This is a genomic window from Bradyrhizobium sp. RDI18 (genome assembly GCF_043203335.1).
Classification (GTDB): domain Bacteria; phylum Pseudomonadota; class Alphaproteobacteria; order Rhizobiales; family Xanthobacteraceae; genus Bradyrhizobium; species Bradyrhizobium retamae.
The window spans coordinates 1,116,966-1,143,915 of record NZ_JBICRN010000006.1 but is presented as its reverse complement, the minus strand read 5'-3'; the positions used below and the strand labels follow the sequence as shown (position 1 = coordinate 1,143,915).

Sequence of the window (26,950 nt, the reverse complement as noted above, 5' to 3'; positions counted from 1 at the left end):
GGCACTACCCCAACCTCAACTCATCATACCCCTTCGCGGCCACTTCGTCGCACCTCGCGCGATAAGCCGGCGCGCTGCCGCTGTAGCGGGCGACGATGCGCCTCTGTTTGCCTTCGACGTTGGAATTGATGCCGGTCATCCAGGAGTTGACCTCGTTGGACAGCAATCCCTCGCCGAGCGCCTTGACGTGATCGGTCCAGGATTTCACGCCCTCCGGCGTCGCCTCCAGCCGCGTCAAACCCTCTTTCATCGCGAACAGGAGCAGCCCGGTGACCCAGTCGACGCTGTATTCGATGCTGCGCGGGATGTTGCCGAGCGCGGTGTGCGGCCCCATCAGCATCAGCATGTTCGGAAATTCATGCACCATGATGCCGAGATAGGTCTCCGGGCCTTGTCGCCACTTGTCTTTCAACCGCGCGCCGCCAACCCCGCGAAAATCGATCTTGTCGAAACTGCCGGTGATGGCATCGAAACCGGTCGCGTAGATGATGATGTCGAACTGGTAATCCCGTTCGCTTGTCCTGATGCCCTCAGGCGTGATCCGCTCGATCGGCGTCTCGTTGATGTCGACCAGCTCGACATTGTCCTGGTTGTAGACTTCGTAATAGAAAGTTTCGAGCGGCAGCCGGCGGGTGCCAAAGCCGTGATTTTTCGGAATCAGCTTCTCCGCGACCGCCGAATTCTTCACCCGCTGCCGGATCTTGCGCGCGACGAAATCGGAGATCGTGGCGTTCGCCTTGCGGTCGATCAGTATGTCGCGAAAGTTGCCCTGCCAGATGCCGAAGCCGCGCTCGCCATAGAGCTTTTCATAAAACGCCTCGCGCTCCTCGTCCGACACCTCGAACGCGCCGCGCGGGTCCGGCGTGTGCAGGAAGCAGGCGAAGGTTTCCTGGCAACGGGCGAAGATCTCGGGATAGCCGGCCTTGATCTTCTTCTGGGTTTCGGCGTCGATCTTGCCGTTGTGCAGCGGCGCGCACCAGTTCGGCGTGCGCTGGAATACGGTGAGATGGCCAACCGAGCCAGCAATGGTCTGGATGGTCTGCACGCCGGTCGCGCCGGTGCCGATCACGGCGACGCGCTTGCCGGTAAAATCCACCGGCTCCTTCGGCCACCGTGCGGTATGAAAGGAGGCGCCCTTGAAATCCTCGCGGCCCTCGATCCGCGGCAGGGTAGGCGTCGACAGCGGCCCGATCGCGGTGATCAGGAAGCGCGCGTCGAACCGGCTGCCGTCCTCCAGCGTAATGGTCCAGCTCCGCGTATCTTCCTCGTAAGTAGCCGCCGTCACCCGGCTCCTGAACTGGATATCCCGGCGCAGGTCGAACTTGTCGGCGACGTATTTGAGATAGCGCAACGTCTCGGGCTGGCCGGCAAAATGCTCCGACCATTCCCATTCCTCAAGCAACTCCTTCGAGAAAGAGTAGCCATAGGAATAGCTTTCAGGAATCGAAGCGCGCGCCGGGATAGCGGTTCCAGTACCAGGTGCCGCCGACATCGGTACCGGCCTCGAACACCCGCACGCGAATACCCTGCTCGCGCAGCCGGTAGAGCTGGTACAGCCCCGACATGCCCGCGCCGATGATGATGGCGTCGTAGTCCGGAATCGGCGTCGCCTCCATGCGTATGGTTTGCTCAAAAGCTATCCCGTCTCGCGTCCGCAAACAAACCTGTATCAAGGCGTGGCAGGGTTGCGCGTTTGTCCCGCCAAGTCGGCCTCGCTCGGCTTTACTGCCGGCCGCATCTGCCCCTATCGTGGAGCCCAGATCGCCTTCAAGGCGACGCTAATTCAGGGAGCGAAGCGACTGCAATGAACGATCCCGTTGACGTCCTCATCATCGGCGCCGGCGCGTCCGGCGCGGCGGTGGCGTGGAGCCTGGCTGAAACCAAGATGCATATCCTCTGCCTTGACCAGGGCGGCTGGATGAAGCCCTCGGAATATCCGAGCACGGGACGCGACTGGGAGGCGAAGTTTTATGGGGACTGGTCGACCAGCCCGAACATCCGCGGCCGGCCCGAGGACTATCCGATCAACGACGACAACTCGCCGATCAAGGTCGTGAACTTCAACGGCGTCGGCGGCTCGACGGTGATGTATACCGCGCATTGGCCGCGACTACATCCCTCCGATTTCAAGGCGAAAACGCTCGACGGCGTCGCCGACGACTGGCCGATCGACTACGACACGCTGGTGCCGTTCTTCGAAGAGAACGACCGCATGATGGGCGTCTCGGGTCTCTCAGGCGATCCGTTGTCGCCGCTGACGCATCCGCCGATGCCGCCGCAGCCGCTCGGGCTTTCCGGCCCGCTGATCGGCAAGGCCATGAACGAGCTCGGCTGGCATTGGTGGCCGTCGGACACGACGGTCGCGACGACGGATTACGAGGGCCGGGCGCGCTGTATCAATCTCGGCCATTGCACGCCGGCCTGCGCGCAGGGTGCCAAAGCCTCGACCGACATCACCTATTGGCCGCAGGCGATCCGCGCCGGCGTCGAGCTCAAGACCCATTGCCGCGTCCGCGAGATCCTGACCAATGAACATGGCATGGCCTCGGGCGTCGTCTATTACGATAAGGATGGCGTCGAGCAGTTCCAGCCGGCCGAAGTCGTCATCATCGCCTGCAACGGCGTCGGCACGCCGCGGCTGCTCTTGAATTCGGTCTCCGGCCGCTTCCCGCATGGCCTGGCCAATTCGTCCGGTCTGGTCGGCAAGAACCTGATGTTCCATCCCTATGCGCAAATCTACGGTTTTGTGAAGGAGCCGACCGACTCCAACCGCGCGCCGCCGACCTGCCTCTGGAGCAAGGAGTTTTACGACACCGATCTCTCGCGCGGCTTCGTGCGCGGCTACGGCATCCAGTTCGGCCGCGGCGCGGGGCCGGTGTTCGAAGCCGTTGCGAGCGAACAGAAGGGCATTTTGCCATGGGGCGAGGACCATCACCGCGTGTTCCGCAAGCTCAACGGCCATCGGCTCGCGGTATCTGCGATCTGCGAGGATCTGCCCGAGGAGCACAACCGCGTTACGCTCGATCCCATGCTGAAGGACAGCCACGGGATTCCCGCGCCGAAGATCGACTACACGATCAGCGAAAACAGCCGGAAGATGATGGAACATGGATTGGCGCGCGGCCGGGAAATTCTCGAAACCGCCGGCGCCACTGACATCTGCATCAACAACCCGATTCCCTGGGGCGGCTGGCATCTGCTCGGTACCGCGCGGATGGGCACCGATCCGGCGCGCTCCGTGGTCAACGAATGGGGCCGCTCGCACGACGTGAAAAACCTCTTCATCGTCGACGGCAGCGTGTTCGTCACGTCAGGCGGCGTGAACCCGACCTCGACCATCCAGGCGATCGCGCTCTACGTCGCCGACCAGATGAAGCAACGCCTTGCCAACCTCTTCGATTGAGACCGCGATGTCCGCACCCAATGAACTGACCGCAGCCCAACGCGACGACCTCCGCACCGTCGCTGCGATGATCATTCCCGCCAGCGACGAGTACAAGGTGCCCAGCGCGGACGATCCCGCAATCCAGGCCGACATGCTGGCGACGCTCGGCCGCGATACTGCGCAGGTCACGCAGGCGCTCGACCATCTGGCGCGTCTGGCTGGCCGACCGTTGGCTGAGCTTGACGCGGCGCGGCGCGACGAGGTCGCAAGAGAGTTCCGCGCCACCGGCGGCGGCCCGGCCGCGACACTCGTTCGCGTCGTGCTGCAATGCTACTACCGCGATGACCGCGTGCTGCGCTCGCTCGGGCTGGAGCCTCGCGCCCCATTCCCGAAGGGCCACGTGCTGGAAGAGGGTGACTGGTCGCTGCTCGACCCCGTCAAGGCGCGGCCGGCGAAGCTCAGAAGGGCGCCGTAGCAGGCCTGCCCTGCGCTGGATGCCCGGGCACCTTGCGCAGCCGGTTCCCGGCCACCATCTGATGAGGCCGAAGGAATCTCGCCATGTTGGATATTACCTCAGATATCGCCGATGACGGACCGTCGTCGCGAACCGCCGAGCCTGCCCGAGACAATGACCGGGTTTTGCTCGATGCCTATTCCAATGCCGTGATCGATGTGACCGAGCGGGTCGGTCCCGCAGTCGTGCGCGTCGAAACCGGGCCGAAGGTGCGCAGCGCGCGTGAGCGCGGCGGACTTGGGTCCGGTATCGTCATCTCGCCCGACGGTCTCGTGCTGACCAACAGCCATGTGGTCGGATCATCGAAGGAGATCAGGCTGCGCGACACCGAAGGATTCGTCACCGACGCTCACGTGCTCGGCGTCGATCCAGACACTGACCTGGCCTTGCTGCGGGCCGACGGCGCGCGCGACCTGCGTTATGCCTCGCTCGGCAATTCCAAGAGCCTGCGTCGGGGCCAACTCGTGGTCGCGATCGGCAATCCGCTCGGCTTCGAATCGACGGTGACCGCCGGCGTGGTGTCGGCGCTCGGCCGCTCGATCCGTTCGGTGAGCGGCCGGACCATCGAGGACGTGATCCAAACCGATGCTGCGCTGAATCCAGGCAATTCCGGCGGGCCGCTGGTGTCGTCGGCATCGGAGGTGATCGGCATCAACACCGCGATCATCAACGGCGCGCAAGGCATCTGCTTTGCGGTCGCCAGCAACACGGCGCAGTTCGTGCTGTCCGAGATCATCCGCCACGGCTATGTCCGCCGCGCCTATATCGGTGTCGCCGGCCAGACCGCGCCGATCCCGCGGCGGCATGCGGTGGTCGCCGGCGTCGACAACAAGATGGGCGCGCTGCTGGCGCAGATCGAGCCGGACAGCCCGGCCGCGAAGGCGGGACTGTTGCCGGGCGATGTCGTGATCAAGCTCGACGGCGTCGAGATCAACGGCGTCGACGATCTGATCCGCGCCCTCGATCGCGACCGCATCGGGCGGACGCTCGCGATGGATGTATTGCGGATGGGAAGGTTGCGGGCGATCGACATCCACCCGGTAGAGCGCAGGCAGGTGGCGCGGCAGTGATGCTGCTCGCCCTCTCCCACAAGGGGAGAGGGAAGAAACGGAGTTCGCTGCTACTGCCGCAACGCCGCTAGCAATTCATCCGGCGCTTCGGCCATGATCATGTGGCCGGCGCCGGGAACGACGACGATCCGCGCATTCGGCGTCGCCGCCGCCAGCGCCTTGCCGCCCTTGGCTGGCGTCATCATGTCGCGCTCGCCGAGAACGAAGGTGACGGGCACCTTCACCTGCGCGGCTGCTGCGAGTGCGTTCTGATAGGAGTTGCAGGCATTGAGATCGCTGTAGAGCACGCCCGGTCGCGTCTGCTGCAGCACGCGCTGCGCGCCCTGATGCATCCACAGTCCCGGCGCGAGACTGCCGCCGAGCTCGGCCTTGAAGCCGAGGCCCCAGATCGAGACCATGTCGATGGCATCGGGGTTGTTGACCTCGGCGGCCTTGAGCAGATCGGGGCCGACCGTCATCGCAGCAGCGGTGCCGATCAGGCTGAGGCCGGACACCTTGTCGGGATGACGCGCGGACGTCTCCAGCGCGATCAGCGAGCCCATCGAATGGCCGATCAGCTTCGCCTTCGGCGCACCCGCAGCGTCGAGCAGCGCGGCGGTCCAGTCGGCCATGTCGGCGATGGTCGGCAGCGGGCCGCCTGCCGAACGGCCATGGCCGGGCAGATCGGGCGCCAGCACGGCGTAGCCGTGATGGGCGAACCAGCGGCTGTGCAGCGCCCAGGTCGAATGATCGAACCCCGCGCCGTGCAGCATCACCACCGCGGGCAGCGACGGATCGAACGGACGGCCGCCGGTCGCGACGAAGACATCAGCACCGTTGACGGAAAGCTGCATGGGTCAAACCTTCTGCGATGCGCGAAGCGCCTGGCCGAGATCGTCGATGATGTCGGAGACGGTTTCAATGCCGACCGACAGCCGCACCAGTTCCTCGCCGACCCCTGCGGCCTTGAGCTGTGCCGCGTCCATCTGCTGATGCGTGGTGCTGGCGGGGTGAATGACCAGCGTCTTGGCGTCGCCGACATTGGCGAGGTGGCTGATCATCCGCAACGACTCGATGAATTTTTTGCCCGCCGCCCGGCCACCCTTGATGCCGAAAGAGACGATCGATCCGGCGCCGCGCGGCAACAGCCGCTTCGCGAGCTGATGGTCGGGATGATTTTCCAGCGCCGGATGCAGCACCCACTCGACCGCCTTGTTGGCGCTCAGCGCTTCGAGCACCGCAAGCGTGTTGCTCATGTGGCGCTCCATCCGCACGCCGAGCGTCTCGACGCCCTGCAGCAGTTGAAACGCGTTGGTCGGCGACAGGCAGGCGCCGAAGTCGCGCAGGCCCTCGGTACGGGCGCGCATGATGAAGGCAGCCTGGCCGAACTGCTCGTCGAAGACGATGCCGTGATAGCCGGCATAGGGTTCGGTGAGCTGGGGGAATTTGCCCGACGCGTGCCAGTCGAACCGGCCGCCATCGACGATGACGCCGCCGATCGCAATGCCGTGGCCGCCGATCCATTTGGTCGCCGAGTTCATCACGATGTCGGCGCCGAGCTCGATCGGGCGGCTGAGGAACGGCGTCGCAAAGGTGTTGTCGATCAGAAGCGGAATTTTGGCGTCATGCGCGATCTGCGCGACCGCCGGAATATCCAGCACCTCCAGCCCCGGATTGCCGATGGTCTCGCCGATCACCAGCCGCGTGTTTGGCTTGATCGCGGCGCGGAATTCATCAAGCGCGCGCGGTTTGACGAACGTCGTCGTGATGCCGAAGCGCGGCAGCGTGTGCGCCAGCAAATTGATGGTGCCGCCATAGAGCGAGGCGGAGGCGACGATGTGGTCGCCGGCGTTGAGGATCGTTGCGATCGCCAGATGCATCGCGGCCATGCCGCTCGCCGTGCAGATCGCGCCGACGCCGGCTTCCAGCGCCGCCAGCCGCTCCTCGAGCACGGCGGTCGTTGGATTGGAAATGCGGGTGTAGATGTGCCCGGCGCGCTCGAGGTTGAACAGCGCGGCGGCGTGATCGGAATCCTGGAACACATAGGAGGTGGTCTGGTAGATCGGAACGGCACGGGCACCGGTTGCGGGATCAGGGCGCTGGCCGGCATGCAGGCTCAGGGTTTCGAAGGCAGGCGGCTTGGGTGCGGGCATGCGAGGCTCGTCAGATCAAGTGGTGGCGGGAAAGTATGTGATGGCTCAGACGTGCACGGCGGTGCGGACGCGGCCGGCATTGCCGAACACGCGCAAATAACGTTCGATCTCGGACGGCGTACCGGTGGCCTTCTCGGGATTATCCGACAGCTTGACCGCCGGCCGCCCATCGACCGATGTCACCTTGCAGACCAGCGAGATCGGATCGAGATCGGCCGATCCGTCCGGCGCGCAGCCGACGAAATCGTTGGTGAGGTTGGTGCCCCAGCCGAACGAGATGCGGACGCGTCCGGCGAAGTGACGATAGGTCTCCTCGATCAGATCGACATCCATGCCGTCGGAGAACACCAGCAGCTTCTCCTTGGGCTCGCGGCCCTTCTGCCTCCACCATTTGATGATGTCCTCGCCTGCCGTGATCGGCGGCGCGCTGTCCGGGCGGAAGCCGGTCCAGTCGGCGACCCAGTCCGGCGCATCGCGCAGGAATGTTTTGGTGCCGAATGCATCAGGCAGCGCGATCAAGAGATTGCCGCCATAGGTGTGTCGCCATTGATCGAGGATGCGATAGGGCGCCCAGCGCAGCTCCTCGTCGGAATCGGCAAGCGCGGCCGCGACCATCGGCAATTCATGCGCGTTGGTGCCGATCGCTTCGAGATCGTTGTCCATCGCCAGCAGCACGTTGGAGGTGCCGGTGAAGAGGGGCCGAGCCCCTCCTTGACGGCCTCGACGCACCAGCGCTGCCACAAATGGCCGTGGCGCCGGCGCGTGCCGAAGTCCGACAGCCGGAGGCCCTCGAGCTTGCGCAGCCGCTCGACCTTGGACCACAGCTTGGCCTTGGCGCGGGCATAGAGCACGTCGAGCACGAAGCGTCCCTGACCCTTGGTCGCCTGCCGCGAGCGCAGCTCGTTCATGATCGCGAGCGCCGGGATTTCCCACATCGTGGTGTGGGTCCAGGGCCCGTGGAAATGCAGCTCGTACTGGCCGTCGACCTTGTTCAGTTCGTATTCGGGCAGGCGGAAGTTGGCGAGCCAGTGGATGAAGTCCGGCGAGAACATCTGGGTCTTGCCGTAGAACGTGTTACCGGCGAGCCAGATCAGCTCCTTCTTGGTGAAGCGGATGGTGCGCGCATGGTCGAGCTGTGCGCGCAGTTCGCCCTCATCGACGATCTCGGCGAGGCGAACCTGCCGGGTGCGGTTGATGACCGAAAAGGTGACGCGCTGCTCCGGGTAGAATTCCCGGATCATCTGCAGCATCAAGAGCTTGTAAAAATCGGTATCGAGCAGGCTGCGCACGATCGGGTCGAGCCGCCAGCCATGGTTATAGGTCCGGGATGCAATATCGGTAACTGCCATGGCGGAACTTTATCGTGCCGCGGGCCGCCCAACCAGTGGCTTTTGCCGGCGGCATGGCAGCTCAGCGCGCTATTCCTGCCGGATACGGCCGATCGCAGCAGGAATATCCTTCCAGACCGGCTTATCGGGGGCAAATTGTTGCCTCAGATAAACGACCAGTTCGGCGATTTGGCCGTCGCTCAGGCTGTCCTTGAACGCCGGCATATAGCCGAGGTCGGTCACGGCCGGTTTTGCGATGCCGTGCAGGATGACCTGGATCAGATTGTCGGGCACGGTGCTGTGCAGATTGCTGTTGAGCGCCAGCGATGGCCGACTGCCGAACAGCGGTGCGCCGCCGACCTCATGGCAGACCGCGCAGGCGCCCTGATAGAGCCGCGCGCCGACGCTGGAGGGCGCACGCGTTCGTGTACCCGTCGAGGCTTCGAGCCTGGCGGCAAGCGCTCGCTGCGCCGGGCGATCGATCGCGGTCTCGTTGAACGAGGCGAGATAGACCGCCATGGCGCGGATGTCGGCATCAGGCAATGCGGCGAGCTCCTTCACCACCGGCGCCATGGGCCCGGCGGCGACGCCGTGAAGGCGCGACTCGCCGGTTCGCAAATACGCGTAGAACTCGTCCTCGTTCCACGGGATCGGCGCTTGCGACAACGAGGTCAGCGCCGGTGCTTCCCAACCTTCTGCAAATCCGCCGGCGAGATAGGCATTCGCCTTCTCCGCGCCGAGCGCATTGCGCGGCGAATGGCAGGCGCCGCAATGGCCGAAGCCTTCGACGAGATAAGCGCCGCGATTCCAGATCTCGGATTTTGCGGGATCGGGCTGGAAGACGGCGGGTGTGTGGAACAGCGCATTCCATACGGCCATCAGCGGGCGCAGGTTGAACGGGAATGCGAGCGCGTTGGCCGGCGTCTCCGCGCGCACCGGCGATTGCGCCATCAGATAGGCATAGAGCGCCTGCATGTCGGCGTCAGTAGCCCTGGCGAAATGCGGATAGGGAAACGCGGGATAGAGATGCCGTCCATCTCGATGGATGCCCTCGCGCATTGCGCGCTCGAAGGCGGGATAGGACCAGGCGCCGATTCCGGTTTCGACATCGGGTGTGATGTTGGTCGAATAGATCGTGCCGAACGGCGTCGGCAGCGGCCGGCCGCCGGCGTTGAGCACGCCATTCGCAGCGGTGTGGCACACCGCGCAATCGCCGAGCGCGGCAAGTTGCTGGCCGCGGGCGATGGTCGCGGCCGAATAGACCGAGGCATCGGGCCGCGCGATCGGCGCGATCGCTCGCCACGGCAACACGGCGGTGCCGATGCCGACCATAGCCGCGCACAGCGCTGCGGCAGTCGCGAGGACGCCGCGCCGTCCCGCGAACGGATTGGGCCATCGATTGAGATCAGGCTGTGGTGCGGATGCAGGCGCAGGCAACGCCTCCGCGGCCGCCGATTCCTCGCCACGCAGCCCCCGCAGGATGCGCTCCGGGGTGAACGGCAATTCGCGAAATCGCACGCCGGTCGCATCATAGATCGCATTGGCTATGGCGGCTGCGCTGGGGACGGAGGCGGACTCGCCGACACCGAGCGGCGGCTGATCCTGTCGCGGCAGCATCAGCACGTCGATCTCAGGCACCTCGGGAAATTTGATGATGGGGTAGGCGCCCCATTCCCGCGCCGTCACGGAGGTGCGATCGAACGACACTTCCTCCATCAGCGCGCGGCTGGTCGACTGGATGACGTTGCCGTGGATCTGGTGGCGCACGCCGTCCGGATTGATCATCAGGCCGGAGTCCTGGCCTGCCACGACCCGCGTCACGCTGACATCGCCGGTCGCCTTGTTCACCGCGACGTCGGCGATCCACGCCGACCACGCTGCGCCATAGCCGGGAAACTTGCTGTGCACATAGAGCGCATAGGCAAAGCCGCGCCCACGCACGATATCGTCCTCGGCCTGCTTCTCCTCGCGCACCGGCCGCGGCTTCCAGCCGGCGCGTTCGGCCACCGCATTGACGAGATCGATCGCGCGCGGATCCTTCAAATAGCGCAGACGGTACTCGATCGGATCGACACCAGCCTCGCTGGCGCATTCGTCGATCCAGGATTCATGCGCAAAGGTGTTCGGCAGCGCCGAGACGCCGCGCAGCCAGGAGGCGCGCACGATCGGCGGCATGTCATTTGCTACCACGCGCAGATTCTCGTAGTCGTAGGGCGGGATCGCGGTGCGATCGCCCATCTCGAAGACAGCGGGTGTGTGCGGGACGGCGCCGGTCAGCAGCAGGGCCAGTGTCGGGGCGCCGTTCGATGGATAGCGTGTCGCAAAATCATAGCCGGCAACGCTGCCATCGGCGTTCAATCCGCCGTTGACATCCATCAATTGCGCGGTGCCCTTCGGCTCCCAGGCGTGCTCCTGCTCGCGCGTCAACTGCACGCGGACGGGCCGGCCGACGGCGCGCGACAGCAGCACCGCGTCGGCGGAAACATCATCGGCGCAGTTGCGGCCATAGCAGCCGGCGGCTTCCAGCCGGATCACCTCGATCTCGGCTTCGCGCCGGTGGATCAGCCGCGCCAGATCGGTGCGCAGATGATGCGGGCTCTGCGTGCCGGACCAAACCCGCGTCACATCCTCCTGATAATCCGCAACCGCGCAGGACGGGCCGATCGAAGCGTGCATCTGATAGGGCCAGATGTAGGTCCGCGGCATCGGCCTGGCGACGCCGGCAATCGCCGCATCGACATCACCCTTGTCGATCAGCGTTCGCGGCGTCGATGGATTGGCCCGCAACGCCGTTTCAATGTCCTTGAGGTCGGGCAGCGTCGGCACCGGCTTCCAGCTCACCTTGAGCTGCGTCGCCGCCTTGATCGCATTCTCCTCGCGCTCGGCGACGACGCCGACGAAGTCGCCGATGCGAACGACAGCGACAAGGCCAGGGATGCCGCGCACCGAGTTCTCGTCGATCGCGATCAGGCTGTTGCCGATGAAGTCGCCGACGTCGACGCCGGCATAGGGCGGGCGAACGACGCGGCCATGCAGCATGCCGGGCACGCGCATGTCGTGCACATAGACCAATTCACCGGTTGCTTTCGCCGGAAGATCGACGCGCGGCACCGATTGGCCAACGATGTTGTAGGCGTCGACGGACTTAACTGGAACGTCGTCGGCGAGTTCAAGGCGAATGGTCTCGCCCGCAATCAATTCGCCATAGCTGACGCTGCGATTGTCCTTGCCGCGGACGAGGCCGTCTTCAACGAGGAGATCCTCGGCCGAAAGCTCCAGCCGCTCGGCGGCGCGCGCGACCAGAAACTGCCGCGCCTGGGCGGCGGCCTTGCGCAGCGGTATGGCCGTAATCTGAATTGTTTCGCTCGCAATCGTCGCGCCCTGATTGGGAACGAGGGCTGTGTCGCCGAGCACGACCACAACACGGGCAAAGGATACGTCGAGCTCTTCGGCAACGATTTGCCCGAGCGCGGTGCGGATGCCGGTACCGAGATCGACGTGGCCATTATAGGCGGTGACCGATCCATCTGCCGTGATCTTGATGAAGGTCTCGAACTTGACGGCCTCGACCGGCGATGCCGGGCGCACGACGGACAGCGTGCCTTGCAACCGCTCGCCATTCTCGGCCGTGTCACGGAGGGTCATCGCGTCTGCGCCTCAACGAGACGGCCTGCGGCGCGCATCGCCGCGCGCATGATTTCGACATGCGCCCCGCAGCGGCACAGATGATGGCGCAGTGCTTCCAGTACGTCGTCTTCCGATGGGTGAGGGGAGCGCAGCAACAGCGCCTTGGTGGTGATGATCATGCCGTTGAGGCAATAGCCGCATTGCGCCGCCTGTTCGCTGATAAACGCTTGCTGCACGGGATCGGGATGCTCGCGTGTGCCGAGGCCTTCGAGCGTCACGATGTCGCGCCCGATGCAGCCCTCGATCGGGATCACGCAGGAACGCGCGGCGACGCCGTCGATCAGCACGGCGCAGGCGCCGCATTCGCCGAGCCCGCAGCCGTATTTCGGTCCGTTTAGTTCGAGGTCGTTGCGGAGCACGTAAAGCAATGCAGTGTCGAGCGCGGCGTCAACGTCGTGAGCTTTGCCGTTGACGGTCAGGCGCATCATGCTCTCCCGAAGTCCTCGTTGCGCTGCAAAATCCGCACTGGATGCTTCGCGAAAGATACCGTTTGTGTACAAACGTGCAAGCCGCGCGATCCCGCGCTGCAGCGCGCTGCTCGCTTTATGAACAGAGCGGCGAGGCAAATGAGGTATTATGCGGCAAGCGGCGCGTTTCGCAGCGGGAGCGGCTTGACAGTGTTCCAGTCGGCGCGCAACATCATTCGTATACGAACAAATGGTCGGAACCGCGAATAAGCGGCTATGATCGGCGCCTTCCCGACTGCAGGCTTGTTCATGACTGACGAGGCCGTTGCCACTGGCGACAAGATCCGCTGCGATGCCTGTCCGGTGATGTGCTACATCAAGCCGGGCGCGGCGGGCGCGTGCGATCGCTATGCCAACCATAATGGCGAGTTGGTGCGCGTCGATCCGCATATCGTGCTGGAACGAACGGTGTCGCACGGCGGACGGCTGGTGCCGTTTCAGGCCGGTGGCGACTGGGACGGCAAACTCGTCCACGAGCCCAACGTGTTCGTCACCGCGATCGGAGCGGGCACGACCTATCCCGATTACAAGCCGGCGCCCTTCATCGTGTCATCGGAAATCGACGGCGTCGACATGGTGACCGTCGTGACCGAAGGCATTTTCAGCTATTGCGGCGTCAAGGTGAAGATCGACACCGACCGATATCTCGGTCCCGAGACCGCGACCGTCCGCGCGGAAGGCGAGGCGATCGGCCATGTGACGACCAGCGAATATGGCTCGCAGATGCTCTCGCTCGGCGGCGTGCATCATCTGACCGGCGGTTCCAAGAAGGAGGGCCGCGTTACCTGCGACGCGCTGATGGACCTTTCCAATTGCAAGCCGGTGGAACTGACGATCGATGGCGGCGCCACGGTGGTGGTGCAGGCCGGTCATCCGCCGATCGTTAATGGTGTTGCCGAAGAGCGCATGCGGGTAGGCTGCGGCTCGGCGACGATCGGCATGTTCGCCAAGCAATGGCACGGCAAGGTCGATGAGGTCGTGGTCGTGGACGACCACATCACCGGCGTGCTCTCGGAACACCAGGCCGGCAAGCTGCTGGATATTCCTGATACCGGGATCAAGATGAAGGGCCGGCGCTCGACGCCCGGCCGTTACTTTCAGGTCGCCGATCCCGGAACGGGGTGGGGCGGCACCAATATTTCCGATCCGCTGTCGGTGCTGGGACCGTTCAATCCGAAGGAGGCGCGACCCGGGCTCACCATGCTGATGGTCTCGACCACCGGCGAGCACGCCGCCTATTACGAACTCGACGAGGCGCTGCGGCCGATCGAAAAGCAGATGCCGGCCGATCTCCAGTTCTCGGTCGAGCGCATCCAGGAAAATTGCGAGCCGGCGCTGTGCACGGTGCTGTTCATGGGCGGTGCCGGCGGCTCGCTTCGGGCCGGCGTCACCGACAATCCGGTGCGGCTGACGCGGTCGGTCAAGGACGCGCTGACGCGGGTCACCAGCGGCGGCGCGCCGGTCTATGTCTGGCCGGGCGGCGGCATCACCTTCATGGTCGACGTCACGCAAATGCCGGCCGGCGCGTTCGGCTACGTGCCGACACCGGCGCTGGTCGCGCCGATCGAGTTCACGCTGAAACTGTCCGATTACGCGGCGCTCGGCGGTCACATGGATCATGTGCGCCCGCTGGCGTCGCTGCGGGAGAACAGCGGGTTCCGCCCGATGCCCAATATGCCGGGACGGCGCGCATGAAACGGCTCCCGCAAATCGCGCTTCTTCCTGACGGAAAGCGGCTGCATTTGCAGGACGGTCCGATCGACCTGATCATCGAGGCAAAGGGAAGTGAGCGCAACGTGCGCGCCGCTTATGAGGCCGCCGCGCGGCGCTTCACCGGCTTGCTCGATGAACTCTGCGAGGAGTTGATCGAACTTCGAAAAGCCGCCGATCCGGCGCGAAGCACGCTGAACGGTGTCGTTGCGCGTCGCATGCATGCCGCAGTCGCGCCGTTTGGGGGCGAGCACTTCATCACGCCGATGGCGGCGGTGGCGGGCAGCGTCGCGGAAGAGATTCTTGGTGCGATGCTGGGCACGGCGCGGCTTGATCGTGCCTACGTCAACAATGGCGGCGACATCGCATTGCATCTGACCCGAGGCGAGCAATTCACGGTCGGACTGATGGACCGCCCGGACCATCATGGCGTGATGCAAACCATCAAGATTGAAGCCGATGATCCGGCACGCGGCATCGCGACCAGCGGGCGGCATGGCCGTAGTTTCTCGCTCGGGATTGCCGATGCCGTTACCGTGCTGGCTCGAACGGCCTCGCAGGCGGATGCGGCGGCGACCATTATCGCCAATGCCGTCGACCTGCCCGGTCATCCCGCCATCATCCGCTGTCCGGCCAATGAGTTGCAGCCCGACAGCGACCTCGGAGCGCGCCTCGTCACCCGCGACGTCGGCGTGCTCCGGGAAGGCGAAATCGACGATGCGTTAAGGGCAGGGGTAAGCCGGGCACAACAATTGCTTGCGGCGGGATTGATCGAAGGTGCGGCCTTGCGTCTACTAGGCGAGACGGCCGTGGTGGGTGCAACAGGGATCAGGGCGGGCGCCTTGCCAACGTTTCACGGAAGCGCACTAGAAAGCACAGCGCATGTTTGATCGGGAGCGAGGCGGACAATGAGCGCGATCATTCGCAAGATCGTCACGGTGGTCGAGGAAACCCATCTCGAGATGGGACAGAAGATTGCACCGCCGACGCGGCGGGCCGCGGCGATCGCTGTGATCGAGAATCCGTTTGCAGGCCGGTATGTCGAAGACCTTTCGCCCTTGATCGAAATCGGCGAAGAGCTTGGCGAATTGCTCTCGAAGAGAGCAGTCGCCGCGCTCGGCATCGAGGGCGCCAAGGCCCACAGCTACGGCAAGGCGGCCGCCGTCGGCGAAAACGGCGAGCTCGAGCATGCGGCAGCGATCTTGCATCCCAAAATGGGCGCACCGGTGCGGAAAGTATTGGGCAAGGGCGCGGCGCTGATCCCGTCGTCGAAAAAGCGCAGCGGCCCGGGCACAACGCTGGACATTCCGCTCGGTCACAAGGACGCGGCTTTTGTGCGCAGCCATTTCGACGGCATGGAAGTGCAGATCAACGATGCGCCCCGCGCCAACGAGATTATGGTCGCAGTCGCCGTCACCGATAGCGGCAGGCCATTGCCGCGCGTCGGCGGACTGACGGTGGCGGAAGTCAAAGGCGAAGACGGCTTGAGATAATGACATCAACATTGGAGGTAGGGATGCGACGGAGACATTTGCTGGGAGCGGGATTGGCGATCGCGGTCGCCGGCATGGCTGGCAGCGCCATGGCGCAGAGCGAAATCAAGGAAATCAAGATCGGCGAGATCAACAGCTATTCGCTGTTGCCGGCCTTCACCGAGCCCTACCGCAAGGGCTGGCAGCTTGCGGTCGAAGAGATCAATGCCGCGGGCGGCATCAATGGCAAGAAGCTGGTCGTCATTTCCAAGGACGACGGCGGCAAGCCGGCGGATGCGCAGACCGCCGCCAACGAGCTGGTCTCGAGCGAGAACGTCGCGATGCTGGCCGGCACGTTCCTGTCCAATATCGGTCTCGCCGTCTCCGACTTCGCCAACCAGAAGAAGGTGTTCTTCCTGGCCGCGGAGCCGTTGACCGACGCCATCACCTGGTCGAAGGGCAACCGCTACACGTTCCGCCTGCGTCCCTCCAACTACATGCAGGCCGCGATGCTGGTGGAGGAAGCCGCCAAGCTACCGGCCAAGCGCTGGGCGACGATTGCGCCGAACTATGAATATGGCCAATCGGCGGTTGCGGTGTTCAAGAAGCTGATGTCGGAGAAGCGGCCCGATATCCAGTGGGTCGACGAGCAGTGGCCGCCGCAGGGCAAGATCGACGCCGGCCCGGTGGTGCAGGCGGTGGCTGCGGCCAATCCCGAGGCGATCCTCAACGTCACCTTCGGTGCCGATCTGGTGAAGCTGGTGCGTGAGGGCAATACCCGCGGTCTGTTCAAGGGACGTTCGGTGGTGTCCTTCCTTACCGGTGAGCCGGAATATCTCGATCCGCTGAAGGATGAGACGCCGGAGGGCTGGATCGTTACCGGTTACCCCTGGTACGACATCAAGACGCCGGACCATGACAAGTTCCTGAAGGCCTATCAGGCCAAGTACAAGGACTATCCGCGGCTCGGCTCGATCGTCGGCTACCAGACCATCAAGGCGGCTGCTGCGATCCTCGCGAAAGCCAACTCGACCGATCCGGAGAAGCTGATCGCGGCGACCGAAGGCCTGTCGATGCCGTCGCCGTTCGGCGAGATCACCTTCCGCAAGATCGATCATCAGTCGACGTTAGGGGCCTATGTCGGCAAGACCGCGCTGAAGGACGGCAAGGGCGTGATGGTGAACTCGGTCTATCGCAAGGGCGCGGACTATCTGCCGAGCGACGCCGAAGTGGAGAAGCTCCGCCCGAAGCAGTGATGCACCCGCGCCGGTGAGGGCACTGAATCTCTCCCTCTCCCCGTTCTTTACGGGGAGAGGGTCGGGGTGAGGGGCCCTCTCCGCGAGTTGAACGCTATCGATAGACCTGTACCCCTCACCCGGATTGCTTCGCAATCCGACCTCTCCCCGCAAGCGGGGCGAGGTAAAAGCGACCACTAACCCGGACCGCCAATGGCCTTCTACTTCGTTCAGTTCCTGACCGGTCTCGCCAGCGCGGCGTCGCTGTTTCTGGTCGCATCGGGGCTGTCGATCATCTTCGGCGTGACCCGGATCGTGAACTTTGCCCATGGCGCGTTCTATATGCTCGGCGCCTATGTCGCGTTCACGCTGACCGAGCGGTTCTCCGGCGCGCTCGGCTTCTGGGGCGGCATCGTCGTTGCAGCGCTGATCGTTGCCATCATCGGCGTGCTGGTCGAGATGGTGCTGCTGCGGCGAATCTATCATGCGCCGGAGCTATTCCAGTTGCTGGCGACATTCGGCCTCACCCTGATGGTTCAGGACATCGTCGTGATGATCTGGGGCCCGGACGATCTGCTCGGCCGTCGCGCACCCGGCTTCAAGGGCGCGGTCGATTTTTTCGGCCAGAATATTCCGAGCTACGACCTGTTCCTGATTGCGCTCAGCCCGATCGTGCTCGGCATTCTCTGGCTGTTGTTCCAGCGCACCCGCTGGGGCATCTTGGTACGCGCGGCGACGCAGGACCGCGACATGGTGGCAGCGCTCGGCGTCAATCAGAAATGGCTGTTCACCAGCGTGTTCGCGCTCGGCGTCTTTCTGGCCGCGCTCGGCGGCGCGCTGCAGATCCCGCGCGATGCGGTGCATCACGCGCTCGACCTGCGCATCATCGTCGAAGTGTTCGTGGTGGTGGTGATCGGCGGGCTCGGCAGCATCATCGGTGCCTTTGTGGCGGCCGTGCTGGTGTCCGAACTCAACGCCTTCGGTATTCTCATCTTCCCGAAGATATCCATCATCCTGGTATTCCTGGTGATGGCAGTGGTGCTGATCGTGCGCCCCTGGGGCCTGTTCGGCAAGCCGGAAGCTGCAGCACGCCGCACGCCGGGCCTGACCGTCACGCCGTGGCGGCCGCTCACCTCGGCTGAACGGTTGATGTCACTGGGTGCGCTGGTCGTTGCGGCCATGCTGCCGTTGTTTGCCGGTAACTACGCTCTCACTGTCGGATCGGAAATCGCGATCTTCGTCATCTTCGCCGCCAGCCTGCATTTCCTGATGTCGGTCGGCGGCCTCGCCTCGTTCGGTCATGCCGCCTATTTCGGGCTTGGCGCCTATGGCGTCGCATTCCTCGCCAAGGCGGCGGGACTGCCGATGATCATTTCATTGCTGCTCGGCCCGGTGCTAGGCCTCTTGGGTGCCGCGGTGTTCGGCTTCTTTGCCGTGCAACTCTCCGGTGTCTATTTCGCGATGCTGACGCTGGCCTTTGCGCAGATCGTCTGGTCGATCGCGTTCCAGTGGGTCGAGGTGACCGGCGGCGACAACGGCATCTTGGGTGTGTGGCCGGAGAGATGGGCGGCGAGCCCCGCTAATTTCTATTGGTTGTCGCTCGGCATCACGGCGCTCGTGGTCACTGTGCTCCGGGTGATGGTGTTCTCGCCGTTCGGCTTTGCGCTGCGCGCAACGCGGGACTCGCCGCTGCGTAGCGAGGCGATCGGCATCAATGGCAAGCGCGTGCAGTGGACGGCTTTCGTCATATCAGGCACGGCTGCAGGCATCGGCGGTGCGTTGTTCGCCTATCTGAAGGGAAGCGTGTTCCCGGACAGCGTCGGCATCTCGCTCTCTGTGGATGCGCTGGTCATGGTGCTGCTCGGCGGCGTCGAGACGGTTTCCGGCGCGGTGATCGGCGCCATCGTGTTCAAGGCGGCAAACATCTGGCTGGTCAGCCAGACCGATCTCTCAAAACTGGTACTGGGCGGCTTCATCGTGCTGATGGTGGTGGCGTTCCCCAAGGGCATCGTCGGGACGCTGGAGGCGCTTCGGAATCGCCGGCGATCCTCCGAAGCCAAAAAATCTGCGCTGGTCACCTCCCGGATCGAGGCCGCCGAATGAGCATGGTCCCGACATTGCTGAAGGTCGAAGGCTTAAGCAAATCCTATGGCGGCGTGCACGCGGTGCGCAGCGTGTCGTTCGAGCTGCGTGCGGGCGAAATTCTCGCGCTGATCGGACCCAACGGTGCGGGAAAAAGCACCTGCTTCGACATGCTCAACGGCCAGAACATGCCGGACAGTGGACGGATCCATCTGCTCGGTGAGGATACGGTCGGTCGAAAGCCGCGCGCAATCTGGCGGCTGGGCGTCGGGCGCACGTTCCAGATCACGGCGACATTTCCGACCATGACCGTGCGCGAGAACGTGCAGGTCGCGCTGGTGTCGTATGGCAGGCAGTTGTTCAACCTCTGGGGCTCGACGGCGGCTTACGCCCGCGAGGAGGCGGGCCGGCTGCTCGACCTCGTCGGCATGGGCGCCTATGCCGAGCGTCCGTGCGGTGAGCTTGCCTATGGCGATCTCAAGCGACTGGAGCTTGCGATCGCGCTCGCCAACCAGCCCAGGCTGCTGCTGATGGATGAGCCCACCGCAGGCATGGCGCCGCGCGAGCGGATCGAGCTGATGCGGTTGACCGCAAGCATCGCCCGCGAACAGGCAATCGGCGTGCTCTTCACCGAGCACGATATGGACGTGGTGTTCGAGCATGCCGACCGCATCCTGGTGCTCAACCGCGGCAGCTTGATCGCCGAAGGCTCGCCCGAGGAAGTGCGCGGCAACCCGCAGGTGCGCGCGATCTATCTCGGCGAAGGACTGGTCTACGATGCGCGTCATCGCGAGGGAGCCGGCGCATGAAGCTGCAAGTCGCCGATCTCAACAGCTTTTACGGTCCGGCGCATATCCTGTTCGATATCGCGCTGGAAGTCGGCGAGGGCGAAGTAGTGGCTCTGCTCGGCCGCAACGGGGCCGGCAAGTCGACTACCTTCCGCTCCATCGTCGGCCTGGTAGAGAACCGTTCGGGACGGATCGTCTTCGAGGGCAAGGATGTCTCCCGCGAGCCGACGCATGCGATCGTGCGTGGTGGGCTCGGCTATGTGCCGGAAGAGCGGCGCATCTTCACGGATCTTACGGTTGAGGAAAATCTTGAAGTCGGCCGCCAGTCAAAACGGCCGAACGCGCCGCACTGGACGCACGAAAAACTGTTCACGCTGTTTCCCAATCTCGGCGAGATGCGTAATCGGCCGGGCGGGCGGATGAGCGGCGGCGAGCAGCAGATGCTGACGATTGCGCGAACCCTGATGGGCAATCCCTCGCTGGTGCTGCTCGACGAGCCATCGGAAGGGTTATCGCCAAAAATCGTCGAACAGATGGTCGACGCCATCCTGGCGATGAAGAAGGAAGGCGTCAGCATCGTGGTCTCGGAGCAGAACCTGCATTTCGCGCGGCTGATTTCCGACCGCGCCTACATCATCGAACGTGGCAAGATTTGCTTCGGCGGCACGATAGCCGAACTCGACGCGCGGCCGGATATCCGTGACGCGCATCTGTCGCTGTGATCGGCGAGGGGGAAGGGCGGGGAACGCAGATGGGAAGGAGTGTTTCGCCGAAACGGAGCGTCAAGCCGCCGCGCCCGTCCTACATTCTCGACGAACAGATCGGCTTCATCCTGCGTCAGGTCTGGCAGCGCCATGCCACCATCTTCGCCCGCGAGATCGGCATCAACCTGACGCCGACACAATGGGCGGCGCTCGCCAAGCTGACCGAGACCGGACCGTGCTCGCAGAACCTGCTCGGGCGGCTGACGGCGATGGATGTCGCCACCATCAAGGGCGTGATCGACCGTCTCACCGCGCGCGGCCTGACCGAGACCAGCCCGGATCCCGAGGACGGCCGCCGCCTGCTCGTGAGTCTGACGCGCGCCGGCCAGCAACTGGCCGAGAAGGCCGCGCCGAATGCGCTGGCGATCAGCCGCGAGACGCTGGCGCCGCTCGATGCAAAAGAGCGCGAGACCCTGATCGCGCTGCTCGACAAGCTGCGGTAAGGCGTAGCTCGCGTCAGCTCAGGTTCAGCACCAGCGCGATCGCGCCCACGAGAATGAGGCTGAAGGCCCAGGTCGTATCCAGGTTGAACCAGCTCTGCGATATGAACTGCAGGCCGAGATAGCGGTAGGCGAGCCACGCGCAAACTCCGCCGGCGGCGACCATCGCGATGGCGTGGACGGTGGCAACCAGCACGGCCATTCCGAGATTGGCGTTGATGAGAGTACCGGCGGCCGCGTGGCCGCCGTCGAGTTCGGCTTGCCGGCAGAGCCCGAGATAGATCGGCACCAGCATCAGCGCGGCGCCATGCGCCAGCGCCACGGCAAACGACCAAAGCCCCAGTTGCGCCGGTGATATCCGCGCTAGAACTCTCGGATGGCGGCGGTTGGCCAACCGGAACAGGCCGAAGGCGACAACGAGGATGCTGGCGCCGATCTGTATCGTGCGCTGCCACTCGACGATGGCAACGAGCAGCGCGAAGGGAAGGAGTACCAGCAGCATGGCGAGCAGATGGCCGGCCGTGAGCGGCCCCAGCGCGGCCACCAGCGCACGCGGGCTCCGCTCCATCAGTCCAGCCGAAACGGCGAGCGGCCAGCCCATGCCCGGGTTGACGCCGTGGTAAAGGCCGCTCGCGATGACAGCCAGCCAGAGCCAGGCCGGTGTCCAGTCGGCTGCGCTCAAATTTCAAACCGACGGATAGCAGAACGAATCCGTCGAACAGTCGCCGCCGTCGAGCCGGATCTGGTGCGCGCGGTAGCCGTCGGGGAAGTTGACCCAGTACTTGCTCGCCAGTTCGAGACCACCGTCCGGCTTTGCATTGGCCATCACCATGGCTCCCGGGACGCCATCGGGATAAAACTGGTCATCCCATGTCGAGTACAGCGAGTTGGTCCAGTACACCCGATTGCCGTCGCGGCTGATCTCGACCATCTGCGGGCCGCCTGCAAACGCCTTGCCGTTCGGGTGCGGCGTGCGGCGCGCGATGCCGCCGATGTGAACCGAGCCAGCAAGCTTCGGCTTTCGCGGCTCCCTGACATCGTACTGACGCATCTCGCCGGTGCCCCAGCAGGCGACGTAGAGGAATTTATCGTCCATCGACAGGTCGATGTCCGAGACCAGCGGCGGCACGGCGCCAAAGCCCTGCAGCAGCGGGGGCAGTTGCTCCTTTGCGGCAGGCTCGGGCGGGATCGTCGCCGTCTTCTCGATGTGAAACTTGCCGCCCTCGCGCCACCACGTCCAGATCGAGCCTTCGAGGTTGGTGGTGTCAACCACGACGCCCAGGAAGCCGTATTCGCGCACCGGATCATGCGCGGGACGTACCTCCAGCGCCATCTGGTGGTTGGCGCCGAGATCGATGGTCTGGACATTGCGCCGGGCGCGCAGATCCCAGAAGTGGATCCGATGGCCGTATTTGTTGGAAAGCAGATCTTCCGGCACGATCCCGTTCTCGAACTGCGGCGGCAGCCCCCACTCGCTTGTCACCATGTAGTCGCGCGGCAGGTTCCACCAGAAGTCATAATGCAATTGTTGCGGACCGCGATCGAGCTCCCATCGTCCGAGCACCTCGAACGTTTCGCAATCCATGATGAAGACGCCGGGCGGTCCGTCAGTGCCGTCCTTGCCGCTGCCGCCGAGCGTAGAGATGTAAATGCCTTCCGGTCCGCAATGAACGGTGTGGGGCCGCGAATATCCGGTCTTCCTGAAGATCTCTTCGGGCTCGATGATCTTGTGTATGGCCGCCTTGGTGGGGTCGGGTTTGGTGTCGACGATATAGATGCGGGACGACCGCATGCCGGGAATGATCAGATAGCGGCGCTCGAGAAAGGCATGCCCGGTGAGCGGCGATAGCGCTGACGAGCAGGCGTTCCAGCCGAAATGATGAAATTCGTCGCCCTTGTTGGGCATCGTCACGGTGTGAACGATCTGGCTGTAACTCGAAGAGCCCGGCTTGACGTCGATCACGGCAAGGGCGTCCGGCTTTGAGGCGTCCGGGCTCAGCAGCACGGTGTAGGCGAAGCTCTCTGGCGGAGCTTCCATGGCAAGCTTTGGCGAAGCGTGAAACGTGGGGTCGGGCCGAATGTTCATCGTACTGCCTCCCTGTTTGCCTAATTCCAAATGATCAAAGTCGGCGGAGAGAGTTCCGCTCTATTTGACCGTGATGGTTATTTTCTGCGAAACCACTGGCGGAACATGCGGATAGTGTTCGGCATCGCCCAGCACGAGCTGGAGCGTATGTTTGCCCGGTGGCAACTCGATCCGGGCCTCGGTCTGGCCGGCGCCGAAATGAAGATGTGACTTGTCCTGCGGAATCGGCTCATTGGGATTGAGCGGCTCATTCACATTGATCAGCAGGTGGTGATGGCCGCTGTTCGGGTAGTTATCGCCGGCGTGCGTGACGCCCATGTTGCGCAGACCAAAGCGGCACCAAAATCCGCCCTTGATGACGGCGCCGTTCTGCGGCCACACGAAGTAGAGATGGGCCTCCTTGTGCGCGGGCTTGCCTTGAGCATTCGCGGCGAACGGCAGGCAAGCGAGCGCTGCCGAGAGAGCGATCCACTGCATGAACTTCATTACCCGCCCTCTTAAGACTACTTGAGAGATAGCGCGACGCGGAAACCGTGGGTGGGGTATCGCACATTGGTGTCATAGCTGCCGCGGTTTGATACGCGGGCATAGCCTGAGTCCTTCCTCCAGGATCCGGAGCGCATGACATGCGAGGAACATGCATTCTCGACCCATGCTGACCCGTCTCCCGGCGCGCCCTGATAATTTCTGTGCCAGCAATCTTCGACCCATTGATCGACACCGCCGCCCATATCAAACAGCCCAAAAGGATTTGGCTTGAGGCTGCCGACCTTCACCGGCTGGTCGGTGGCTGGAATGTCGCTGCAGTTCCTGCAATTGACCATGCCGTGCTGAAACTGATCGCCCCACCAGTATCTGGTCTGCGTGCCGCCGCGCGCCGCATATTCCCATTCGGCTTCGCTCGGCAGTCGATATGGTTTTCCGGTGGTTTCCGCGAGCCACGCGACATATTGCTTGGCATCGCTCCAGCTTACGTTTGTAACAGGCGCATCGTCCTTTCCGGCTGCCGTGAACCCGCATGCCTTTGCGGCGGCGCATGCGTTCCATTCCTGCACGGTGACGGGAAATTTCCCCATCGCAAATGGCTTGACCGTTACCTGACGGACGGGCTTTTCCGAAGCGTCTTCGTTGCTGCCCATGCCGAAGCTGCCGCCCCGAAGCGAAATCATCTCGGGTTCTCGAACCGGTGCAACGGCTTGCGACGTCGGGGGAGTCTCGGGTGCGGCGGGAGACGCCGGCGGCGGTAGCGGCGCCGCCTGTTGTTGAGTTGGTGCTACGGAAGGAGAAGGTTGGGGCGCCGGCGCTCGTTGTTTCGCGGCAGGCGCCTTCGGCGCTTCCGCCGGAGATGAAACGGGAGCCGACGCCTGATTTATAGCCTTGCGAGGCTGTGCGACCATGTACCAGACAGTACCGATCGCAATGGTCAGCATCGCAATGCAGAGCATGAGGATCAGGACGCGTTCGCGCCGGTTCCGATATGCGTTAAGGGCGGAGGGGTCGGGAAGCACGCGGTAGACCCGAACGGGATCGGTGATGTTCTTGACCTTTCGATCACCGAGCGACTCGTATCCGCAAACCAGCTTATGCTTTATCTGCTCATAAATGCCGCCGGAGATATAGACTTCGCCAGGATGGGCTATGCCCTCAAGCCGCGTGGCAATATTGACGCCGTCGCCATAGACGTCGTCGGTTTCGATAATCACGTCGCCAAGATTGACGCCAATCCGATACTCGATCCAATGATGCTTGGGCAGTGATGCATTGCGGCCAACCAGATTTTGCTGGATCACGATGCTGGATCGGACGGCTTCGACCGGGCTGTCGAAAATGGCGATGAAGCCGTCGCCCGTGGTTTTGACCAGCCTACCATGGTGTTCCCTGATGCTGGGTTCGATGAGATCGCGCTCGATCCGCTTGACGCGATTGTGCGTCCCTTCCTCGTCGATCTGCATCAGACGGCTGTAACCGGAGATGTCCCCTGCCACGATGGCCGCAAGGCGGCGTGGCATTGGCTCTGGCGATGGCTCGCCAGTTCGGCCTGACTTGATGTCACGAATTTGGGCCATGGTTTGGATTGGCTCCCAACTGCAAATACAGTGTGAGGCAAGCAATCTTTCCAGCACCTACAGCGTACCATGCTGGCTGTTCGCGGCAAAGCAGCCGGGCGGGTTCCACGCTGGCTGGTACGGCAATGGACCCCATAAGAACATGAGAACACGAGAATGAGTGTGATCCAGATCATACCGGCAACGAGCCAGGCCGGGCACCGACCGGCCATGATCCTCGCGATTTGCGTGAACAAAGGCGACTAGCACGGCGAGTTTGGGTCGTGACAGGACGCAGGCTGCAGCGGCCAGCCTGTATTGGACGGGGCAGGCCGGCAACTGGTTCATCACTTTCGAGGCATTACCCTAATTTTGGCCCCGGTGCGATCGAGCCATCAACCAGCGTCAATGCCCGACGATGATCTCCGGCACTTTCCCCGCCGGCGGGGTATTGCGGCTGCGCTGGGTGCGGACGATGCCATCGATGATGGTCATGCCGATGCCGGGGAGGTCGCCGAGTTGCACGCTCTCCAGAATGTTCTTGCCGGGGGAATGCTGGGCCTTGTCCATCAGGACGAAGTCCGCGGAGCGGCCGATTTCGATGATTCCGCAATCGAGTTCGCGCATGCGCGCGGTATTGCCGGTCGCAAGGCAGAAGGCGAGTTCGGCCGGCAGTTCGCCGAGAGAGGACAGCATCGAGACCATTCGCAAAATGCCGAGCGGCTGTACGCCGGAGCCGGCCGGTGCGTCGGTGCCGAGGATGACGCGATGGAGGTCACCCATCTCGCGCGCGGTGCGCAACGTGAACAGCGCCGAGCGCTCGTTGCCGTTGTGAACCAGCTCCAACCCGCGTTTGCAGCCCTCGCAGATGCAGCGGATCTGGTCGTCGGGCAGGGCGGTGTGGCCGCCATTGATATGACCGACCACGTCGGTGTCGGCTTCCAGCACCACGTCCTTGTCGATCAGGCCGGAGCCGGGAATTGAAGGTCCGCCGGTGTGGATCGTGCTTTGGATGCCGTATTTGCGCGCCCAGCCGACCATTTTGCGCGCGGTCGGGCCGTCCTTGACGCCGCCCAAGCCCACTTCGCCGAGCAGCTTGACGCCGGCCGCGGCCATCTCCTTGAAATCGTCCTCCACCATTTCGCATTCGATCACCGGCGCGCCGGCATGCACCTTCACCCCGCCTGGCCGCAGCGTCCAAAACGCGCGCTGCGCAAAGATCGCCATCGCCTTCAGGCCTACGACGTCGCGCGGGCGGCCGGGCATGTGGACCTCGCCGGCCGAGATCATGGTGGTCACGCCGCCATGGAGATAGCTGTCGATCCAGTTGGCCTGGTTCTGCCGCGGCGTCCAGTCGCCGGCGACGGGATGGACGTGGCTGTCGATCAATCCGGGCGCGACGGTGGTGCCGTTGGCATCGACTGTCGTGGTGGCGCCCTCGGTATTGCAGTCCTTGAAGCGGCCGATGGCTGTGATCTTGCCGTTCTCGGCCACGATCGTGTCGGCATCCAGGATCGGCTTTTCCAAAGCCCCCGACAGCACGAGCCCGATATTGCGGATCACCAGCTTGCTCGGACCGGTCGCCTGGGGTGCGTCGTGGGCCATGGTTTTTCCTTTTGGTTCAATGCCTTCGCCGGACATTCTGCCCGGCTTGACGATCGGATCAAGCTGGATTATTCGTTTGTATACGAATGATCGTATACGAATGATTTAGCCGGTCAATCCGGCTTGCAAGTCAGGGAACG

22 protein-coding genes and 1 pseudogene are annotated in these 26,950 nt (G+C 63.8%); 11 read left to right on the top strand and 12 right to left on the bottom strand.

The genetic code is table 11. From position 1 onward, the window contains the following. Nucleotides 1–4: 4 nt before the first annotated feature. Nucleotides 5–1,492, bottom strand: a complete 1,488-nt coding sequence (locus ACFXS9_RS06530) for a flavin-containing monooxygenase (RefSeq protein ID WP_392686363.1) — start codon at nucleotides 1,490–1,492, stop codon at nucleotides 5–7. Further along, nucleotides 1,437–1,616 (bottom strand): FAD-dependent oxidoreductase, encoded by a 180-nt coding sequence (locus ACFXS9_RS06525; RefSeq protein WP_392686360.1) that lies wholly within the window; start codon nucleotides 1,614–1,616, stop codon nucleotides 1,437–1,439. Before ACFXS9_RS06525 ends, ACFXS9_RS06530 begins: the two co-directional genes overlap by 56 nt. Before the next feature lie 188 nt (nucleotides 1,617–1,804). Here ACFXS9_RS06525 and ACFXS9_RS06520 point away from each other — a divergent pair, with 188 nt between their 5' ends. From ACFXS9_RS06520 to ACFXS9_RS06510, 3 genes are all read left to right on the top strand, one after another. Next, a complete protein-coding gene (locus ACFXS9_RS06520; RefSeq protein WP_392686358.1) occupies nucleotides 1,805–3,403 on the top strand; it encodes a GMC family oxidoreductase in 1,599 nt (532 codons plus the stop codon). Nucleotides 3,404–3,410: 7 nt separating this feature from the next. Continuing rightward, a complete protein-coding gene (locus tag ACFXS9_RS06515) occupies nucleotides 3,411–3,860 on the top strand; it encodes a hypothetical protein (RefSeq protein WP_392686355.1) in 450 nt (149 codons plus the stop codon). 83 nt (nucleotides 3,861–3,943) lie between these two features. Continuing rightward, nucleotides 3,944–4,969, top strand: a complete 1,026-nt coding sequence (locus ACFXS9_RS06510) for a S1C family serine protease (RefSeq protein WP_392686352.1) — start codon at nucleotides 3,944–3,946, stop codon at nucleotides 4,967–4,969. 50 nt (nucleotides 4,970–5,019) lie between these two features. On the opposite strand, the gene ACFXS9_RS06505 is transcribed toward ACFXS9_RS06510, so the two are convergent. From ACFXS9_RS06505 to ACFXS9_RS06485, 5 genes and pseudogenes are all read right to left on the bottom strand, one after another. Beyond that, nucleotides 5,020–5,802 carry an alpha/beta fold hydrolase gene (locus ACFXS9_RS06505; RefSeq protein ID WP_392686350.1) on the bottom strand — a complete coding sequence of 261 codons (783 nt, stop codon included), beginning with the start codon at nucleotides 5,800–5,802 and terminating at the stop codon, nucleotides 5,020–5,022. A gap of 3 nt (nucleotides 5,803–5,805) precedes the next feature. Then, nucleotides 5,806–7,101, bottom strand: coding sequence for an O-acetylhomoserine aminocarboxypropyltransferase (locus ACFXS9_RS06500; protein WP_392686348.1), 1,296 nt, complete (start codon nucleotides 7,099–7,101; stop codon nucleotides 5,806–5,808). 45 nt (nucleotides 7,102–7,146) lie between these two features. Further along, nucleotides 7,147–8,450, bottom strand: a pseudogene (pncB, locus tag ACFXS9_RS06495) (nicotinate phosphoribosyltransferase). Nucleotides 8,451–8,519: 69 nt separating this feature from the next. Continuing rightward, a complete protein-coding gene (locus tag ACFXS9_RS06490; protein ID WP_392686345.1) occupies nucleotides 8,520–12,074 on the bottom strand; it encodes a molybdopterin cofactor-binding domain-containing protein in 3,555 nt (1,184 codons plus the stop codon). Continuing rightward, entirely contained in the window at nucleotides 12,071–12,541 is a 471-nt protein-coding gene (locus ACFXS9_RS06485) for a (2Fe-2S)-binding protein (RefSeq protein ID WP_392687296.1), read from the bottom strand. Before ACFXS9_RS06485 ends, ACFXS9_RS06490 begins: the two co-directional genes overlap by 4 nt. 291 nt (nucleotides 12,542–12,832) lie before the next feature. Here ACFXS9_RS06485 and ACFXS9_RS06480 point away from each other — a divergent pair, with 291 nt between their 5' ends. The 8 genes from ACFXS9_RS06480 (at nucleotide 12,833) to ACFXS9_RS06445 (ending at nucleotide 21,077) form a co-directional block, all read left to right on the top strand. After that, on the top strand, nucleotides 12,833–14,278 hold the full coding sequence (locus tag ACFXS9_RS06480; protein WP_392686342.1) for a 6-hydroxynicotinate reductase: 1,446 nt from the start codon (nucleotides 12,833–12,835) through the stop codon (nucleotides 14,276–14,278). Further along, the gene (locus tag ACFXS9_RS06475) at nucleotides 14,275–15,183 is read left to right on the top strand and encodes a UPF0280 family protein (RefSeq protein ID WP_392686339.1); all 909 of its coding nucleotides are present in this window, start codon (nucleotides 14,275–14,277) and stop codon (nucleotides 15,181–15,183) included. The genes ACFXS9_RS06480 and ACFXS9_RS06475 overlap by 4 nt, the downstream gene beginning before the upstream one ends. Nucleotides 15,184–15,201: 18 nt before the next feature. Then, the gene (locus ACFXS9_RS06470; protein WP_392686336.1) at nucleotides 15,202–15,786 is read left to right on the top strand and encodes an amino acid synthesis family protein; all 585 of its coding nucleotides are present in this window, start codon (nucleotides 15,202–15,204) and stop codon (nucleotides 15,784–15,786) included. Nucleotides 15,787–15,809: 23 nt separating this feature from the next. After that, a complete protein-coding gene (locus ACFXS9_RS06465; protein ID WP_392686333.1) occupies nucleotides 15,810–17,021 on the top strand; it encodes an ABC transporter substrate-binding protein in 1,212 nt (403 codons plus the stop codon). A gap of 192 nt (nucleotides 17,022–17,213) precedes the next feature. Beyond that, nucleotides 17,214–19,103, top strand: a complete 1,890-nt coding sequence (locus ACFXS9_RS06460) for an ABC transporter permease (protein ID WP_392686330.1) — start codon at nucleotides 17,214–17,216, stop codon at nucleotides 19,101–19,103. Then, nucleotides 19,100–19,891, top strand: coding sequence for an ABC transporter ATP-binding protein (locus tag ACFXS9_RS06455; RefSeq protein ID WP_392686327.1), 792 nt, complete (start codon nucleotides 19,100–19,102; stop codon nucleotides 19,889–19,891). Before ACFXS9_RS06460 ends, ACFXS9_RS06455 begins: the two co-directional genes overlap by 4 nt. Continuing rightward, nucleotides 19,888–20,592 (top strand): ABC transporter ATP-binding protein, encoded by a 705-nt coding sequence (locus ACFXS9_RS06450; RefSeq protein ID WP_392686324.1) that lies wholly within the window; start codon nucleotides 19,888–19,890, stop codon nucleotides 20,590–20,592. The genes ACFXS9_RS06455 and ACFXS9_RS06450 overlap by 4 nt, the downstream gene beginning before the upstream one ends. Before the next feature lie 29 nt (nucleotides 20,593–20,621). Next, the gene (locus ACFXS9_RS06445) at nucleotides 20,622–21,077 is read left to right on the top strand and encodes a MarR family winged helix-turn-helix transcriptional regulator (RefSeq protein WP_171577799.1); all 456 of its coding nucleotides are present in this window, start codon (nucleotides 20,622–20,624) and stop codon (nucleotides 21,075–21,077) included. Nucleotides 21,078–21,090: 13 nt separating this feature from the next. Here ACFXS9_RS06445 and ACFXS9_RS06440 read toward each other — a convergent pair whose 3' ends face one another. The 5 genes from ACFXS9_RS06440 to ACFXS9_RS06420 form a co-directional block, all read right to left on the bottom strand. Continuing rightward, nucleotides 21,091–21,756: a hypothetical protein gene (locus ACFXS9_RS06440; RefSeq protein ID WP_392686321.1), complete on the bottom strand. Its 666-nt coding sequence runs from the start codon at nucleotides 21,754–21,756 to the stop codon at nucleotides 21,091–21,093. Nucleotides 21,757–21,759: 3 nt separating this feature from the next. Further along, nucleotides 21,760–23,160, bottom strand: a complete 1,401-nt coding sequence (locus tag ACFXS9_RS06435; protein WP_392686318.1) for a selenium-binding protein SBP56-related protein — start codon at nucleotides 23,158–23,160, stop codon at nucleotides 21,760–21,762. 60 nt (nucleotides 23,161–23,220) lie between these two features. Continuing rightward, a complete protein-coding gene (locus ACFXS9_RS06430) occupies nucleotides 23,221–23,646 on the bottom strand; it encodes a DUF4399 domain-containing protein (protein ID WP_392686315.1) in 426 nt (141 codons plus the stop codon). A gap of 17 nt (nucleotides 23,647–23,663) precedes the next feature. Beyond that, on the bottom strand, nucleotides 23,664–25,226 hold the full coding sequence (locus tag ACFXS9_RS06425) for an SUMF1/EgtB/PvdO family nonheme iron enzyme (RefSeq protein ID WP_392686312.1): 1,563 nt from the start codon (nucleotides 25,224–25,226) through the stop codon (nucleotides 23,664–23,666). 384 nt (nucleotides 25,227–25,610) lie between these two features. Further along, the gene (locus tag ACFXS9_RS06420) at nucleotides 25,611–26,810 is read right to left on the bottom strand and encodes an amidohydrolase family protein (protein ID WP_392686309.1); all 1,200 of its coding nucleotides are present in this window, start codon (nucleotides 26,808–26,810) and stop codon (nucleotides 25,611–25,613) included. Between the last annotated feature and the right edge of the window lie 140 nt (nucleotides 26,811–26,950).